This window comes from Actinomycetospora chiangmaiensis DSM 45062, assembly GCF_000379625.1.
GTDB lineage: Bacteria > Actinomycetota > Actinomycetes > Mycobacteriales > Pseudonocardiaceae > Actinomycetospora > Actinomycetospora chiangmaiensis.
Genome location: NZ_KB903235.1, coordinates 1 through 16,683 on the forward strand (window position 1 = coordinate 1; position 16,683 = coordinate 16,683).

Sequence of the window (16,683 nt, forward strand, 5' to 3'; positions counted from 1 at the left end):
GCGGCGTCCGAGAGGGCTCGACGGGAGGGCAGGCGCGCTTTGTGGGCGTAGTAGCCCGACGGGGCGACCTGGATGTCCTCGCTGGTCAGGACACGGCAGATCGGCTCGACCCCGAAGCGGTGCTTGTGCTGGTCGATGTAGGCGACGATCAGCGGATATGGCGGTCGAGCTCCGCCGCCGCGAAAAACGCCGAGGCGGTCTTGAGGATCTCGTTCGCCCGGCGGAGCTCGGCGTTCTCCCGGCGCAGCCGCCTGATCTCCTCGGACTCCGTGGTCGTCGTCCCCGGGGCCTCGCCGTCGTCGACCTGGGCTTGGCGGAACCAGCCCCGCAGGGTGTCCGGGGTGATACCGAGCTGCGGCCCGATCCGCTTGCACGCCGCGTTGACCGACAACCCCGGCTCCTGCTGGCGGGCCTCGCGGACCATCCGCTTCGCCCGCTCCCGCATCTCCTCAGTGAACTTCCTCGGCGCCGGCACGACCCCCACCTTCCCGTGGGATCAGAGCCTCCACCACAGCCGGGGCGCTTCACACGGCCCTAGTAAGAGACACGCCCTAGGGGGCTCGGGCCTTGTCCGGCCGGGACGTCCGTTGGGGGCGCAGCTCGGGCCGGCGGATCGCGGGCTGTGGCGCTCGGTGGCGCGTCCGGCCGCGTCACGGTCTAGCAGTCCTCGGGCACCCGTCCCAGGTGCGGCCCCGCTCCGACCGCCCCACTCCTCGTACTAAGTCACGACTACTCGCCAACGTGACGACACTCGTTCACCATTTCTAAAGTCCGCCCGCAAGCGTCGACTCACCGCTGGCCACAGTGAGTAGAGGCTCGAGTCGAGCTGGCCAACGATTTGGCTGTACGCACCTGACTCCGATACTCCCATTTGACCTAGAGTGTTCTTGTAGAGCTTTCTTCTCACACTTGCAGGCGGGTGCGTACCAAGGGAGCGGGTTTCTTCTTCTCCTGTTGTGAGAAGTGACGCTCCTCGGTCGACCATGTCGAAAAGGATAAGGGCCAGTTCTCCGCCAACTACGTTGTAGAGGCTCTCAGCGATTGGATTCGGGGCCATGCCGACTACTTGTGAGCACAGCACTAGGCCATACTGGTCAGCCTCGAGTTCTTGCCGCCAGGCATGTTGGATTGCCGTTACCTCAATACCGTTGACTTCCTCCGAGACGAGGCGGGGAGGGTCCTCGAAGTGACCCATCGCTGCATGCCCGTACTCATGACCTACGACAAAGGTATGCATGCCAGCCACAATATATGCGGCCAGGAAGGTATGTGCAGAGGCGTCGATAGGTATCTCTCGTATCTTGCTTGTGGATTCTTCTTGCAGAAAGACAAGCAGGGCGGAGTGGAGCCACGCCGCGAAGTCCTCGCGGCTGCCGCCTGCTGGTGTCCGCGCAAATGCTAGACACCCCGATTCGTCGAAATAGCAGCCCGCACACGCCACGGCCAGCCTTGCAAGCTGCCAGTGCAGTGCGATCAAGCTTACGTCGAACAGGACGGCGAACTCGCCAGTGCTACCAGGTGGGCGCACAGCCATGGCCGTCAACTGCCCGATTGGTACCATGGCGTATTGCGGCGCCGGCGGCAGTGTTATCCGCCCGCGAGCTGCTTCGATTCTCGCAAAAATCAGGCCGAGAGTCGCAGCCTCAGCAAAATGTCGAGTCGGCTCCGAAGGGTCGCGCTCGAACTTGAGATGATCTACAGGCAAACCCGCGGCGGTCATGTCCGCGAGCGCCGCGTCGATCGCCACCTGTTCATTACGAACGAGCAGGTCGAGATCTATGTCTCGGTAGTATTTTGCACGAAGCGTTTGTATGAATTCCCGAAGAGAACTCTCACCGTCGACAAAATCGTCTGCCACGGGCTATCCCCGATCCTCTGACGGAGGTGCATCTGCTTCGCCAGCAGTCGTAGCAAGCGCTGCTTTAATTGTTGAAACCGGTAGATCGGCGCCATGTGTGGCTTTGAGGGCGGCTAAGAGGGCGAGGACTTGCTCGATGCCTCCTCGCTTAGAAGATGCGCTGAGTGTAACTGTGCCGTCCTTCGCGATTATGGCAACCAACCCATATTCGAGAGATCTCGATCGATAGACTCTCCTCGAGGCGGGCGCCTGCATGTCAATGACTTGGCCGCCGCGAAATTCATTTAGCAAGCGAAGGAGCGTGGAGACCGCCACAGTCGACCCAGCGATTGATACCATCGCGTATTGCAGCACGTCAATGCCGCGCGCATCTAAACGACGAACTGTGACCCCATAGCGAGGGGCATTGATTTCTAGGAAGCGCATCTCTTCAGCGTCAACGTCCACCGTTTCTTGAGTTTCGGGATGCTCGCGACGGTTCATTAGGCTATATTACACTATAGAAATACACAAAAGTCCTTGGACTCGCAAGGTGCGGCCGCCCGGAGTGTCGGCGCACCGCCAAGTCGCGGAGGAGCCGAGTGGTCATGCCTAAGTGGGACCCGATGATGATCGCGAAGCCGCTGAGCTTAAGCCCTGGCAGAGCCCGAGCGCCGGTTTCCATAGCCGTGTGTCACCGGTGGTCATACGCCGGACGGGTGTCAGAGGCGAGCCAGCCGGCGAAGGTGCGGTTGTGGGCGTCTGTGTGCCGGGCAATGGTGCGCCAACTCGCGCCTCTGCCGCGGGCGGCCGTAACCGCGGCGGCGAGCGCGTCTTCGGGGCCTTGATCTCGGCCTTCGCCCGGTAGGCTCGGTCGCCTCATGCGGCACGGCCCCCTCGACCTCAACTGCCGCCCCGAACCGAGCGGCGGCTACGTCCGTGGCCCCTCGGCGCGCCATACCTGGCCAAACTCACGCTTGCGCGGCTCCGTCGTCATCCGGCTCCGCGTCACTTTGCTGGGGTGGTTTCCCGGCGGAGCTGCGGTAGACCCGCCGCTACGACCACACCTGCGACGCCTCGCTCACAGCGACCTCGCCCGCTGGCACCGCAGGCGGACCTGTCTTGCTACGAGCGCCGACACAACGCCAACCCGGACTACGGCCTCGGGCGGTCCTCAAATGATTCCCGCCAGATTCCAGTAGCAGACACTCCGAAGCGGGTCAGGCTCCAGGTCCTCGTGCGCTCAGCCGCATCTCTCGTTGCGCGCGCTGTCGGAGTTGGCCGTAAGAATTGCTCGCTTCAGGGTTCCGCGCTCGACTTCGCCGACGTCTGCCAGGTAACGCGTCCATCCTGCGTACTCCGGTTCGATCGCACTCGGGGTGGGCACGGTGGCATCGCAGTTACGGGACGAGGTCTCGGCGCCCCACGGTTGATGATTGCCCTGGTGTACCACCGACACGGTGACGGGACACCGGCCCGACGGGTCCGGGGTGGTGCAGGTGTGGAAGCGCGCGAGGAGGTCCATGTCGGTCGAGGTGTCGAGGACTTCGAGGGTCTTGTAGCCGCCCGCATTGTCGGCGCCGCGGATATCGAGGTTGGTCACCGCGTGCATCCAACTGTATGGTGTCGAATACCCGCAATGCAGATATCCATTCCCGTTGTAGACGATATTCGCCTGATACGTCCGCGAGAAGGTGCTGTCGTCGCTGCGGCACTGCCCGCTGTCCTTGGACCCCGGCCAGATCAAGGCGACCGATAACGCTGCCACAACGACGGCCAGGACGGCACCCGCGAGAAGCCAACGGCGGAGGCGACCGCGCGGCGAGGGAGCTACCGCCTCCTCTGTCTGGGGCTGGGCCCGCAGGGTCTCCTCGGCGGGCTGGCTGGGAACCTCGTCTGGGGTCTCACGGGCCGGCGCAGGCCGGCGACTCCACTCCTCCTGGGCTTCCTCCCACTGACCGCGATATTCGCCGGGTTCGAGGTGCAGCACGCGCAGCAGGGCCTCGTAGTACGCCCAATCGGGCAGCTTGCGCATGGTCGGGTCAGCGATCTTCGGGGTGAGCATGCGGTTCAGCGTCGCGGCGGCGAGCACGGTCGTGCGCGCCTGGATGCTGCGGTCCCGGAGCTGGCGGAAGGAGGGCCGATCCGCGGCGTCGCAGGCGTCGCGCAGTGCCTCGGTGAACGCGCGGGTAGCCGGTAAGCCGGCCAGGTCTAGCGATGCCCACGCGCCGCGGCGCCCCCGGCCCCCGGGTCCTGGTGGAGCGGCGGCGTCGCGATCCGCGCGGGGGCTCTCGTCCGCCCCGAAGGCATCCACGCCGCCGGCCCCCCTTCCGTACCCGCCCGACTCCTCACCCGCCCCGGTGCTGCCGGGGGTCCCATCATCGCAGCTCGGAACGGCGGAACGTTCCGGGCGCGCCCCTGTGGAACAGCGGCCCATTGTCTTCCGCGCTCCGCGCCGAGCACGGTCGAGCAGCCCGAGCGGAACGGCGCGGTCGACGTCTCGACGCGCCGTAGCCGGGTTGCGAGTCCGGGCCGCATCAGGCCAAGGCACCCACCAAGGAGTCACGTGAACACGACCTCATCGACCAGCGCCCGACGGTTTACCTCAGTCGCCGGGCGCGCCCTGGCGACCACGGCTCTCGCCGCCGGCGCCGCGCTCGCCCTCGCCACCCCGGCGCTGGCCGCCGACGGCGGGGTTACGTCCTACGACCAACCCAGCGGCGTCGACCTTGGCCGCAGCGCAGACGTCGCCACCTCGAACGGCTGCACCTACTACCACGTCTACGTCAACGGGCAGGCCCGCGGCGCGGGGTATGGCTGCCCCAAGAACTCGCCCGAGACCCGGTCCTACCGGGCGTGGGTCGTGTGCAGCGACAGCCGTCGCTACGACGGGCCCTACACCCATCGCGGCTACATTTCCTACCGCCTCTGCCCCACGGGCACCTCAGCGAAGTACGGCGGCTACGAATTCGCCTGAGAGGTCGCCCCACCCGGCAACGACCGCGACGGTAGCCACTTCACGGCCTGGAACCCGTCGCGGTAGTGCTGGGAGCGGCGGGCACACCTCGAGAGGGTCGGCGAGGCCGTCGCCTGCTGTCGCCCCGTGAACCCCCGGCTTGACGCCACTCGGCGGCGAGACCTTGCGGGTGTGAGGTCGCGGTGGACGGGGGGCTTCGCTGGGCGCGAGAGCCACCTTCCTGCGTGACCAAGAACGGACCGAGACGCTGCAACTCAAGACAAATCATCCTGTATCGACGAGGGGCAGTCCGCTCATGCTGCGCGAAGTCCCCCCGGGGCGGCACGGCACGCGCACGGAGGGAGTAAGGCGATGAGGTTCCTCAAGGCCGCGGTAGTGGTCGCGAGCGCGGTGGTTGGGTTTGCGCTGTGCCTGGGGCTGGGCGGACTGTTCGCCTTCGGGATCATCACGCTGTCGAGTCAAGGACTCTGGTTCCTGTTCCTCGGCACCGTCGTCATCGCGGCGCCGGTCCTGGGAGTCCTTTACCTCGTGATCCAGGCCCTCGTCCTTGCGGGCAACCCGGCGGCGGGGATCCCGCTCACGATCTATAGCGGCGCCGTCCTGGAAACGTCGATACACCTGATCACGATCCATCATCATTGGCCACTGTGGGTGGCGGTCGTGGTCGGCGTGCTGGTCACCGCGTTCAGCGTCTCCCAGGTCTTGCGACTCGGCGACGCCGGCGCCGCGGAGGTGGGTCACTGGCCGGGACGCATGCACTGATCACGGGGGGCCACGTCCCCGGTTGACCGCGCCGGGGTGGGCTGCGACGGCGGGCGCGGAAGTCGTTCCGCTCGGAGACGAGCTTCCACCCGCGGTCAGTCCGCGGGCAGGCGCGGCTCACCCGCCGCGGCGCGGGGCGTCACCGCAGGGCTACAGCGAGGGCCCGCCGGACGGGTCGCCCCAACGGGCGGCCGCCTCGCGGTGCGACACCCCGGTGCGCCGGGCGACGGTGCGCCAGCTCGCGCCGGCCTCGCGGGCCACCTCGACCGCGGCCGCCAAAGCCTGCTCGGCGGCCTCGAGCTCGCGGCGGGCGGCGCCCGCCCGCTCGGCGGCGGCGGCCAGCGCCGCGTCAGACGCCGTCGGGGGCGGGCCCGCCCCGGCCCCCTCGGGTCCGAAGTGGTCGCCCGGGGCCGTGCCTCCGGCGTCACCGTCCGCGGGCCGCTCGATCGCGGACCCGGCGATGGTGGCGCCCGGCGATCGAGCGCCGTCGGGGTCGGCGGGGACCGGGGATCGGGCCGCGCCCGTACCGAGCCCGCCGTTAATGCGGGCTCCTGCGGCGGCGGCGTCGGCCCGGGTAGCGGGGTCGGCGGAGACGGCGGCGGGGTCGACGGGGCGGGGTGGGCGGGGCAGAGTCAGTCGGCGCCGCCGGGACCGTCGCGCCGGCTCGGAATCGTCCGGTGGCGGCGCGGCCGGCTCGAGCGCCGCCGCCCGTGCCGCCGCGCCCAGGGGCGCCCCGGCGGAGGGCCGATCCGCCGGGTCCGCGGTGGCGGGCCGCTCGGAGGCGGCCTCCGGAGCGGCGATCCCGAGGCCGGCGCCATCGGCGGTGACCGCCGCAAAGTGGGTGCCGAGCTGGAGGCGCTGCCGGCGGTGCTTTCGCGCGACCCGGTCTTCGACGGCCAGCCCTCCACCTCCTCCTCCACATCAGCGGCTGGGTCAGCGGGGCCGGGGTGGGTGGGGGTGCGGGAGTGGGCCGTGGGATTCGTGCTCGCGCAGCGCTCGCCGCACACCCGCCGGGCCTACGTGGGGGACCTGCAGCACTACCTGGGCTGGTGCGTGCAGGTCGGACTCGCGCCGGGACGGGTCGGACGGGCAGATCTGGACCGCTACGCCCGGACCCTCGAGCTCGTTCCCTCGGAGAAGACCGGCAAGCCCCTCTCCCCCGCCTCCCGAGCGCGGCGGCTCGCGGTCGTGACCGGGCTCTACCGCTACGCCGCCGACCAGCTGGGATGGCAGCACTCCCCCGCCGCCCACCTCGCCCGACCCCGGACCGGCGCCGACCACCCACCACTCGGCCCGACCCGCGACGAGGTCACTGCCCTACTCACCGCCGCCGAGCACGACTCACCGCGCTCGGCGGCACTGATGTCGCTGCTGGTACACACCGGGCTGCGGATCGACGAAGCGCTCTCCCGCGATATCTCCCACTGGCGCCACGAGGCTGGACACGAGGTCCTCGACCTCGAACGCGAAGGCGGCCGGGACGCGATCACGGTGCTGCCCGCCCCCGTCGTGCGAGCACTGCACATCATGCTCGTTGCCCGCGTTGCCCGCGTTGCCCGCGTTGCCCGCGTTGCCCGCGTTGCCCGCGTTGCCCGCGTTGACCCCGTTAGCCCGGCACCCGATGCCGCAGGGGAGGAGCCGAATGCAGAGCCCGCCGCGGACCTCATGTCTGGCGGGCGTTCAGGCGTGACGTCCGGGCCGCTGTTCGCGACCGCCACCGGGGGGCGCCTCGACCAACCGGGGGCGTGGCGGCTGGTTCGCCGCCTCGCCTACGCCGCCGGGCTCGCCGAGCCCGACCGGGTGTCCCCGCATGCGCTGCGCCACGCCTTCATCACCCTCGCCCTCGACGCCGGCGCCAGCCTGCGCGACGTCCAGGACGCCGCCGGGCACGCCGATTCAGCCACCACCCGCGCCTACGACGAGGCCCGCGGCCCCCTCGACCGCCACCCCGCTTACGCCGTCGGCGCCCACTTGGCCGCCGCCGCGCCCTCGCCCTGCTGACGCCGACCCCGAGTCGGCAATGTGTCGTCCCGAACGCGGTCCGCGCACCTGAAGTCCACGACCAGGCGGCCCTAGCCGCCCGCCCTCCCGCGAGTAGCGGGTAGACCCGCCGGCAGCGGCGAGCCGCCGGCAGCGGCGACGCGCCTGGCCTGCCGGACGCCACGCGGTGGCCCACCCGGTCGTACCGGCCGCGCGCACCGATCGCCTGTGCCTGCGTGCTCCGGACGTCGACGATCGCACCGCTGTCGTCCCGGGTGGGCGCCCCGCTTAGGTTGTGGAAATTGGTGGCGGCGGGTCGCGACCGACCGCCGACGGGCGGCTCAACCTCTACAACCGGTTCGATCCCCGGGTGTAGGGCCTGGGCCTGGCCAGCGAGCTGGCCCGCCACACGGTCCGTGCCGTCGGCGAGCAACCGGACGCTCCCCCGTCTTCGCACTCGTCCGACCTGAGAAGGGGCGTCGATTGCCGTGCCCCACAAGGCGGGACTTCTCATCACCGGCCGACGAACTGGCCAGTGGGGCACGCAGCTCGAGCTGTCCCGGCGGCCCTCCGCTGGCATCTGCGATGCGAGCGTGGGCGAGGCGCACGGCCGAGCGTGACCTGGCCGCGCGGGAGTCATCGCGATGCGCGCGCTCTCGGGGCCGGCCTTCTGGTGAGGTACCCAGCCCTCGGGCGCCGACCGCCGATGGGGGAACGGTCGCGGGTGGCCGATTGGGGACGGGTGCACCATTGCATGAGGCCAGTGCACCGTTGCACGAGGCCGACGCCATGAACGGTTCGTGCGTTGCGCGGCTCGTTGAGTTCCGGGGTCTCTTCCGCGGTCGCGGGGCTCCGAGTCGGTGGCCGCGACGGAGAAGGGAACGCATCGGTGGGCGATGTTGTGGTGGTAGTACCGGGCATCATGGGGTCGACGTTGCGCGCGGGCGACCGGCTGGTTTGGAGCAGCTCGCCTGGGACGGTGCTCGAGGGCGTACGGACGTTCGGTCGACACGTCAAGGCGTTGACCCTTCCGGATGGCGTGGGCGACGACCATCCGGGGGACGACGTCGAGCCCAAGGGGTTGATGCCGACGCTGCACGCCCTACCGGGAATCTGGACGCCGGTCACCGGGTACAGCTCGCTCCTTCGCCGGCTCCATAACATGGGTTATCGCGAGGCGGGTGCGGACGCTGAGGCACCACCGGGCAACCTCGTGCCCTTTCCCTACGATTGGCGTCTGTCCAACCGCTATAACAGCGCTCGCCTTCGCACGGTCGTCGAGGTGGCCCTGGAGCGGTGGCGGGACCACGGCGACGGCGAGAACGCGAACGCACGGTTGGTGTTCGTCTGCCATTCGATGGGCGGGCTCATCGCACGCCACTACATCGAGCACGGAGGGGCGGACTATACACGCAGGCTCATCACGCTCGGCACCCCGTTTCGCGGCGCAGCAAAAGCGGCTGTGCAGTTGGTGAATGGAGTTCGGAAGGGTCTCGGTCCGCTCGGGATCGACCTGACCGGCTTCGCGCGCAGCCTCCCGTCGCTGCACCAGCTCTTGCCCAGTTACGGCTTCCTCGACAACGGAACCGGCCCGCTGCTTTCTTTGGCCGAGACGTCCTTGCCGCTGCTCAACGGCGCGATGGTCCGGGATGGAGCGGCCTTCCACGACGAGATCGACCGGCGCGCGGCCGCTCGAGCGGGCGGCCTCGACCAGCTGCACGCAATCGTCGGTGCTCGCCAGCCCACCGTCACCACGGTGCGAATCATCGGTGACACGGTCGAGGGCCTAGAGACGTACCGCGCCGCCGAGAGCGGACCACCGGACCAGGACTTTGGCGACGGCACGGTGCCGGCTGCCGGTGCGGTGCCCACCGGAGCCCCGCTCTCGACGAACGTTGCCCACCACGTCATCGAGATGCACGACAACCTCCAGGCCAACACGGCCGCACTCGATGCCGTTCAGGGCGCCATCGAGGCTCGCGACGTCGTCCGCAAGGACGCTCCGCCGGCCACCAGCCCGCGGTTGCGGCTGCCGGAGATGGTCCTGCAGGACGAACCCGTCCCCGTGGTCGTCGATCTGGACGGCGACATACGACGCCCGATCCGACTCACGATCACGAACGAGGCCGGGCGGGTCGTCGATGCACGGAGCCCGCGGGCCGTGGAGGGGCGAATCACAAGTACGGTGACGGCGTTGGAACCGGGGGCGTACCGCCTGACCGTGTCCGGCACCGCACCCGCCCCGGGGGTCGGGTCCGTGACCGCCGCCCTGGTGGTCTGGCCGCGGAATCGTCCGTAACGATCCGGCGCAGAGGAGACGGGATTTCCGCCCAGGGAGGTCGCTTCGTCGGTGTCGGGATCAGTCGCTACGCCCACCACCCCACGCTCCCGACCGCCACCGACGAGGTCGAGGAGCTGCACCGGCTCGTCCGGCTGCCGGGCGAGCCGCTGCTCGATCCGGACGAGGGTCCGGCGGCCGAGTTTCTCTGGTCGGTGCGGGGCAGCGTGCCTGACGGCGCACCGCTGGTGTTCGTCTGGAGCGGACACGCCCGGCCGTCGGGCGGGGACCTGCGCCTGTTCGCCGCCGACAGCGGCCCAGACGACAGCCGGATCGGCGTGCGTGAGGTGGTGCGCTCCCTGGCCGGATCCGGAGCCGGCCAGCTTCTCCTGATCATCGACACGTGCTTCTCCGGCGAGGCCGCCGGCGCTCTGGACGTGGCCGAGAGCCTGTGGCAGGAGTCGCCGCCGATGGCGCCGCACCGGTGGATCGGGTTGCTCGCGGCGTGCTCGGCGCACGACACCGCGAGGGACAAGTACTTGGGCGAGCTGCTGATCTCGCTGCTCACGCACGGCCCGCAGGATGCGGACTTGCGGCGGCGGTGGTCGGTGCACAACGAGCTGATCCGCGGCGATGACCTGTGTGACGCGGTGGTGAAGGAGTGGGACCAGGGCGATTACCGTCCGCAGTACAGGTCAGACGGCAGCGCGTGGTTCATGCTGCCCAACCCGCTCTACCAGGCGGGCGGCCCGGTGCAGGTCGTAGAGCATCTGTTGCAGGCGGCACGCGGCGGCACGCCGAGCGGCGAGGGCCCATCGTTCTTCACGGGACGCGAACGCACGATCGAGCGCGTCGTCGCGTGGATGCGCGCCGGCCGGGTCGGCGTTTTCATCATCACCGGCTCGGCGGGCATCGGTAAGTCGGCGGTGCTCGGCCGGGTGGTGTCGCTGTCGAATCCCGTAGAGCGCGACCGGCTCGGTGTCGACCGCGCTGACGAGGAGGCGGGACGAGACCGCACCGACCCGGGCGTCGGGTCGGTGCATGCCCACGTCCACGCTCGCGGCCTGGACGCTGACCGGCTGGCCGCCGAGCTCGATGCCCAGCTCACGCGCGGGTCGCTTGTCCTGCCCGCGAGCGAGTCGCGGCGCAACCAGTACGAGCTGCTCGGCGCCCTGCACCGGCGAGCGACCAGTACTGCGAGAATTCCGGTGCTCGTGGTCGATGGGCTCGACGAGAGCCGGGGCGACCTGCCCGGCCTCGTCGACCTACTTAGGCGTCTTGGTCGCTACGCTACGATTCTGGTGTCGACCCGCCGGACGCCCGGCGCCATCCCCGGCTCCACCGTGGTCGACGAACTCGCGCCTGCCGACCTCGTCGACCTAGACACCGAGGAATGCCGGGACGAGGAACGCGTCGCGATCCGGCAGTACGTCATGGCGCGTTTGGCGGGGCTCTCGCCCGCGATGGACGCGTCGATGATCGCCGCGTACATAACCGAGCCCGAAGGGCACGACCACCCGTTCCTGCTGGCGCGCCTGCTCACCGACCAGCTTCTCGCCCATCCGGTCGACACTGATCGATCGGGCTGGCGCGATCTGCTTGCGAGCTCAGTGGCCTCGGCGTTCGAGCACGACCTCCTCGGTGTGACGTCGGCGCCCGAGAAACACCGCTCTGACGCCCGAGAGACATTGGAGCAGCCCGACGCGGCAAGCTTGGCCCGGGGGCTGCTAACGGCGTTGACGTGGGCATTCGGGGCCGGCTTCCCCGAGGACGAATGGATGGTGACGGCGAGCGTCACGACTGGGGTGCGGATCGACCGGGACCACGTCAGTTGGCTGCTCGACCAGCTCGGCCGCTACGTCGTCCAAGACGGCGAGGCCGGGGTGGCGGTTTACCGGCTCGCTCACCAGGTCCTGGCCGACCACCTGCGCCCGTTCGTCCCGAGGGCCGAGGTCCCCTTCGACCCTGCCGCCATCCCGGTCACGGCGGCGCTGTTGGACCACTACGAGCGGCGGCTGGGCAGCGGGCTAGCCGCGATGGAACCCGCCTACCTCTGGCGTTATGTGTGGCGCCACGCAGCCGAGGCCTGGCCCGACAGCCGGTCCGCCATGTCCCGCTTGGCCGAGCACAGCCCGGAGCTACGGTGGGGGCTGGGCGCGGCCGCGTTGGAAGCCGGTAACGGTCTCGCTTTCTGGGGACGGGACACCGAGGCGCTCGCACCAATCGAGGAGTCCCTCCTCTCCAGACGCGACCGCCTCGCGGAGTCCCCGGAGGACGTCGACCGGATCGCCGAGCTGGCCGACGCTCTGATCGCTCTCGGGGCCGTGCGGGGGGCCCTGAACCGTCGAGCCGACGCACTGGCCGCTACCGACGAAGCGGTGACGCTGTACCGGCGCGCCGCCGAAAAGAGCGATGACCGCTGGTTCTCGCTCGCGGACGCGCTGTCTCAGGTCGGTGCTCGTCACGGCGAGCTGGGCCATCGGGACGCTGCGCTCGCGGCGGCTGAGGATGCGGTCTCCCTCTACCGGCGATTCGCCGCCGACGATCCTGCCCTCCAGCCCGACCGCGCCCGGGCGCTGGACAGCCTCGGCAACCAGTACAGCACCGTCCACCGCCGGTCTGACGCCCTCGTCGCGACGCTCAGCGCGGAGTGCCGTTTCCGACGCTTGGTCGAGGAGGGGCACGATTTCCGGGCCGAGCTCGGAGGCGTCCTCGGGAACCTCGGCCTGCGCTATGGGGACGTCGGTCGTCAGGACGTGGCGCTGAGGTGCTTCTCAGAATCGGTCGAGATCTTCGAGAGTCTCGTCGAGCAGAACCCCAGGCACCGTCTGGCGCTGGGTCACCAGTACAACAACCAGGGCTCCTCCCATCACCGGCTCGGTGCGCACGACGAGGCGGTGCGGGCGACCGAACACGCCATCGCGGTCTACGAACAGCTCGTCGCGGACCATCCGGCCCACTGGCCGACGCTCGCTGGGGCCTTCGTCAACCTTGGCATCTTCCATCGGTCACAGGGCCGTCACCCTGATGCCGTTGTCGCGCTCCGCGCTGCCGTGGAGACCTATCGGCAGAGAGAAGACGACGATCCCGAACGGAACTGCGACCTGGCCCGTGCCCTCGTCGAGCTGGCCATCAGCGAGACCGTGCTAAACCGGCACAGCGACGCACTCGCCGCTCTCGACGAAGCGGTTGGCGTGTTGCGGCCGGGCATGGGACCGGACCGCGATCCGCGTCCGGACCTAGCCTGCGCCCTCGCCGCGCGCGGCGCGTGCCTGCTCGCACTCGGCCGCCGCACCGACGCGCGCGCCCCTCTCGACGAAGCGATCGGTCTCTTTCGGGCGCTCGCCGACGGCGATCGCGACTTACGGGCCGAGATGGCGGGCGCGCTCGCCAACTCGGCAGCTTGTCGCCGGGCGGCCGGTGTTCTCCACGAGGCGGCGGCGGCCCTGTTCGAGGCCACGGAGATCTTCCGCGGCCTCACCGCACGAGCGCCGGTGCTGCGGACGGCACTGGCCCGCGCCCTGGCCGATCTCGGCGCCCGGTTGATCGAGCTTCGTAGGCCCACCGACGCCCGGCCCATTCTCGAAGAGGCCGTGGTCGTCGCAGAAAGCCTGGACCAGGACGCGCCCGACGGGCGCACCACGCTGGCCGGAGCCTTCCAGAGCCTCGGTTCCTGTGAGGCGCTCCTTGGCGACAGGGCGGGCGCCATCCAGCCGTTGTCTCGAGCAGTCGGGCTCCTCCGTGCGCTCGCCACGGACGACCCCCGGCTCGAGAACGCACTTGCGCGGGCTCTCGTCGAGCTCGGGGTCTGCCACAGCGCTGTAAACCGGCACGACTTGGCGGTCTCCTTCTGCGAAGAGGCGGTCCGACTTTGCCGGCGCGACGTTGAGGTTGGCCCGCGACGCGAGCTTGGACTCGCTCGCGCCCTCGTCGGTCTCGGCCACTGCCTCGCCGCACGCGCGTGCTGGCCCGACGCCCTCGCCGCGATCACAGAGGCGACGTGTCTGCACCGCGGGCTAAGCTCTCGGGACCTCAGCGGCGTCCCAGAGCTCGCACGGGCTGTCGCGCTCGAGGGCCAGTACGGCGACCGTGCTGGCGAACCAACGAGAGACGACGCAGCATGGCGGGCCGCGGAGCGCGCCCTTCCCCAACGGGGCCGGGCGCTCCTGGCCGTGAGCCGGTCGTCCCTCGTCGTCGCGGGCTCCGAGGCCGCCGCGGCGTGGCTCGCGGCGGCGCTCGCGGCGGCACCGGACCTCGCGCCGGCCGTCCACGAGGAGGCCCGGCGCCATCACGACGCTAGGTCCGGCGCGTTCGAGGCCGCGTGGCTGGCCGCGGGCGCCGACGAGGTACCGGACTGGATGACCGTCGACCGGCACACCCTGACCGCCGCTCGCGCCTGGGCGGAGGCCACGACGCTCGGCGCGGAACGAGACCAGCTCGCGTCCTCCCCGGAGCTGGTCGACACCGCGGCCGACGTGGCGGTCGACGAAGCGCTCCGCCTCGTCGAGCCATCGAGAGCAACGACGCTGCGTGCACGACGCGCGACTGCTCGCGATCGTGGAGTCAATGCCGCGTACCGGGCTCCGCTCGCACAGGAGCTGTCCGTTGCCCTCGTCGTTTCCTCCCCCGCCGAGCAGTTGCGTCTGCTTATTGACGTCCGCACCGAGGCCGACCAACATGAGCTGATCGGCGCCCTCACCGCCGCGGCCCGACAGCGCCCCGACGACGACCGGGTGGGCACCGCGCTCGGTCTCGCCACACTCGCGAGCCATCCCGGCACGACCGACCTCCTCGAGCAGACCGTCGATGCCATCGCCGACGGGACCGGGTTCGACGATCTGCTCCGGCGGACCGCGGCGGGTAACCACCCGGCTCCTGTACTCGGCGCGGTGGCCCTCGCCGCCGCCTGCAGCGTGGACGCCGACGCCGACGCGGCCGTGATCCGGATTTACCTGGCCGTCGTGGCCTTGGATGAACCCATCCGTGCCCAGCTACTCGAAGAGGCGCTGGACATCGACCCTCAAGGCGTCACAGCGTGGACTGCGCTGCTCGCGGACCTCATACCGCACCGCCCGGGGGCGCTGCCGTCACTCCGGTTCCTGAGCCGACCCTCCGGCTCCTGAGGGTCCCGGAGACGGCACCTCCCGACGTCATCACACGGCCTGCTCGCCTGGCAGGACCGGTCGGGGGAAGCGGCCGCGATTGACAGCTTGAGGTGAGTTCAGCCGTACAGTTACGTCGGTGCGAAGGGCTGCTACCGCCTCCCGCTCGATTATCCGGCCTGCCAGATGGTGCGCCAGCATCTGCGCCCAGCAGGGCCCGCGTCCGTGCCCATCTCGGCGCCGCGGCACCGTGCTGACGGCGCCTGAATCCTTCCGCCGCTGTCTCAGCCGCTACGTCACCCGCCAGCTCTACCGCCAGCTCGAATCAACACCGACCCAGCCCCTTGACGCGTCATAGGAGCGTCCCCTCGCGAGTCTCTGGGTGTGGTCGCCCTAGCAGACGAGCCGACCGTCGTCTCGGCCTGGCGGAACGGCGCCCGCACGAGCTGTGGGCGGCATTGGGGGCTCTTCCGGAGAGTCCAGCACGAACCTCCTTTAAGACCACGGGACCGCTCGTTGACTCCACCCTCTCGCGAACTGTCCCCCATGAGATTCCGGTGCGGGTGAAGGTTGCGCTCTCCTGAACGCGCACCCCTGTAGAGTTATCGACAGTCGAAAGGGTTCCGTTACATCGACAGCCACCGGGATCCTTGATGATCTAAAAGGGGGTGGTTGGTTCGGAGAGTTTCAGTGGCTGTCCCCGCCTTTCATAGCTGAAACGTCTGGGCATCGATGGCGATGGCTTTCCGCGCGAAGAGAGCGAAAGTGGGGATCGGCACGCCTTCCTCTGCACCGTCCGCGCGTCGTCTCATCTCGTCGCGTAAACTTCATCGGCGCCTGCGTGATCGCTACCTACTGCTGGAATCGGAGCCTCCACCGAACCCAGAAGGGCTTCATACCGCCTCGTGGCAAAGCGTCCAGGGCAGGTTCCGATGCCGCAATAGGTGGGCTTATCGCGGCGCCGCCGGCGGCCGACCGAGGTCGGCGCCGGCGGCACGAGCTCAAGCCTGGCGGGCTGACGAGGCCTCGTAGTTGGAGATGAGGTCCTTCTTGAGGATGCCGCGGGACTTGACCTCGATGCCCTCGTTGACCGCCCACTCCCGGATCGTCTCGCGCTCAGAGGCGGTCAGGCCGTCGCGACCGCGCGGCTCCTCGCCGCGGTCCTCCGGTGTGCTCTGCTCGGCGGTATCAACCGGCGACGTCCCGGGCGCGGCGGTCGCATCANCGGCTCTTACGCCGTCGGTCAGCTTCGAGGCGTCGCCGGCTTCGAACGCTTCGACCACGTAGCCGGGGATCCGGCCCCGCTCGGCCAGCGCCGCTCCGTTGCTGATGGCCCAGGCGCGGATCTCNTGGTTCCGNTCGCGNGACGCTCCGGTCGTTGGCTTCTGCGCCCGCGCGGGACTGCTCGTGCCCGTCGACCGACGGCCGCCGGTACGACGGGCCGCAGCCACATAGCCCTCGACCGCGGTCCGCAGCTCTTTCGCGTGATCGGACGAGAGGTCGATCTCGTAGTCGGCCCCGTCGAGGCCGAACGGGACGGTCTCGTCGGCGGTGCNGCCNTCGAGGTCNTCNACCAACGTCACCGTGGTCCGGGTAGCCATGGGCTNTCGAGCTCCTTNATTGTGGGCATCGGACCGATCCCGCCAGGTCCCGAGAAGGACATCGGCATTGCCACATCATTCTTAACAGATAGCGGCGGTACTCGAGGCTATGGGCTCGCTGTGACGCATATGTGCCTGTCGTCCGA

The 16,683-nt window shown here is 69.6% G+C and carries 11 protein-coding genes and 1 other annotated feature; of the genes, 5 read left to right on the plus strand and 6 right to left on the minus strand.

Features of this window, described 5'->3' with window-relative positions:
* Window positions 1-59: 59 nt before the first annotated feature.
* Window positions 60-191: a sequence feature (AL1L pseudoknot), on the minus strand.
* The 4 genes from A3CO_RS0116810 to A3CO_RS0116820 all read right to left on the minus strand — a co-directional run bounded on the left by A3CO_RS0116810 (window position 149) and on the right by A3CO_RS0116820 (window position 4,151).
* The gene (locus tag A3CO_RS0116810; RefSeq protein ID WP_026204695.1) at window positions 149-475 is read right to left on the minus strand and encodes a transposase; all 327 of its coding nucleotides are present in this window, start codon (window positions 473-475) and stop codon (window positions 149-151) included. It overlaps the preceding feature by 43 nt.
* Before the next feature lie 243 nt (window positions 476-718).
* On the minus strand, window positions 719-1,858 hold the full coding sequence (locus tag A3CO_RS38170) for a hypothetical protein (RefSeq protein ID WP_157647657.1): 1,140 nt from the start codon (window positions 1,856-1,858) through the stop codon (window positions 719-721).
* Between the two features lie 3 nt (window positions 1,859-1,861).
* Window positions 1,862-2,341, minus strand: a complete 480-nt coding sequence (locus A3CO_RS38175; protein ID WP_157647658.1) for a hypothetical protein — start codon at window positions 2,339-2,341, stop codon at window positions 1,862-1,864.
* A gap of 739 nt (window positions 2,342-3,080) precedes the next feature.
* A complete protein-coding gene (locus tag A3CO_RS0116820; protein ID WP_018333410.1) occupies window positions 3,081-4,151 on the minus strand; it encodes a hypothetical protein in 1,071 nt (356 codons plus the stop codon).
* Between the two features lie 252 nt (window positions 4,152-4,403).
* On the opposite strand from A3CO_RS0116820, the gene A3CO_RS0116825 reads away from it, so the two are divergent.
* The gene (locus tag A3CO_RS0116825) at window positions 4,404-4,814 is read left to right on the plus strand and encodes a hypothetical protein (RefSeq protein ID WP_018333411.1); all 411 of its coding nucleotides are present in this window, start codon (window positions 4,404-4,406) and stop codon (window positions 4,812-4,814) included.
* A gap of 351 nt (window positions 4,815-5,165) precedes the next feature.
* Window positions 5,166-5,576: a hypothetical protein gene (locus A3CO_RS0116830; protein WP_018333412.1), complete on the plus strand. Its 411-nt coding sequence runs from the start codon at window positions 5,166-5,168 to the stop codon at window positions 5,574-5,576.
* Window positions 5,577-5,726: 150 nt separating this feature from the next.
* On the opposite strand, the gene A3CO_RS40070 is transcribed toward A3CO_RS0116830, so the two are convergent.
* The gene (locus A3CO_RS40070) at window positions 5,727-5,855 is read right to left on the minus strand and encodes a hypothetical protein (RefSeq protein WP_018333413.1); all 129 of its coding nucleotides are present in this window, start codon (window positions 5,853-5,855) and stop codon (window positions 5,727-5,729) included.
* A gap of 693 nt (window positions 5,856-6,548) precedes the next feature.
* Here A3CO_RS40070 and A3CO_RS38735 point away from each other — a divergent pair.
* From A3CO_RS38735 to A3CO_RS0116850, 3 genes are all read left to right on the plus strand, one after another.
* Window positions 6,549-7,577 carry a tyrosine-type recombinase/integrase gene (locus A3CO_RS38735; protein WP_169510959.1) on the plus strand — a complete coding sequence of 343 codons (1,029 nt, stop codon included), beginning with the start codon at window positions 6,549-6,551 and terminating at the stop codon, window positions 7,575-7,577.
* An 868-nt stretch (window positions 7,578-8,445) separates the two neighbouring features.
* Window positions 8,446-9,855, plus strand: a complete 1,410-nt coding sequence (locus tag A3CO_RS0116845) for a lipase/acyltransferase domain-containing protein (protein ID WP_033414580.1) — start codon at window positions 8,446-8,448, stop codon at window positions 9,853-9,855.
* A 206-nt stretch (window positions 9,856-10,061) separates the two neighbouring features.
* Entirely contained in the window at window positions 10,062-14,957 is a 4,896-nt protein-coding gene (locus A3CO_RS0116850; protein ID WP_157647660.1) for a tetratricopeptide repeat protein, read from the plus strand.
* 980 nt (window positions 14,958-15,937) lie between these two features.
* Here A3CO_RS0116850 and A3CO_RS40075 read toward each other — a convergent pair.
* Entirely contained in the window at window positions 15,938-16,537 is a 600-nt protein-coding gene (locus A3CO_RS40075) for a histone-like nucleoid-structuring protein Lsr2 (protein WP_018333416.1), read from the minus strand.
* Window positions 16,538-16,683: the final 146 nt, after the last annotated feature.

Coding starts and splice junctions, on each gene's coding strand:
- A3CO_RS38175 (WP_157647658.1), bottom strand. CDS start 2,341: ATGAACCGTCGCGAGCATCCCGAAACTCAAGAAACGGTGGACGTTGAC.
- A3CO_RS0116830 (WP_018333412.1), top strand. CDS start 5,166: ATGAGGTTCCTCAAGGCCGCGGTAGTGGTCGCGAGCGCGGTGGTTGGG.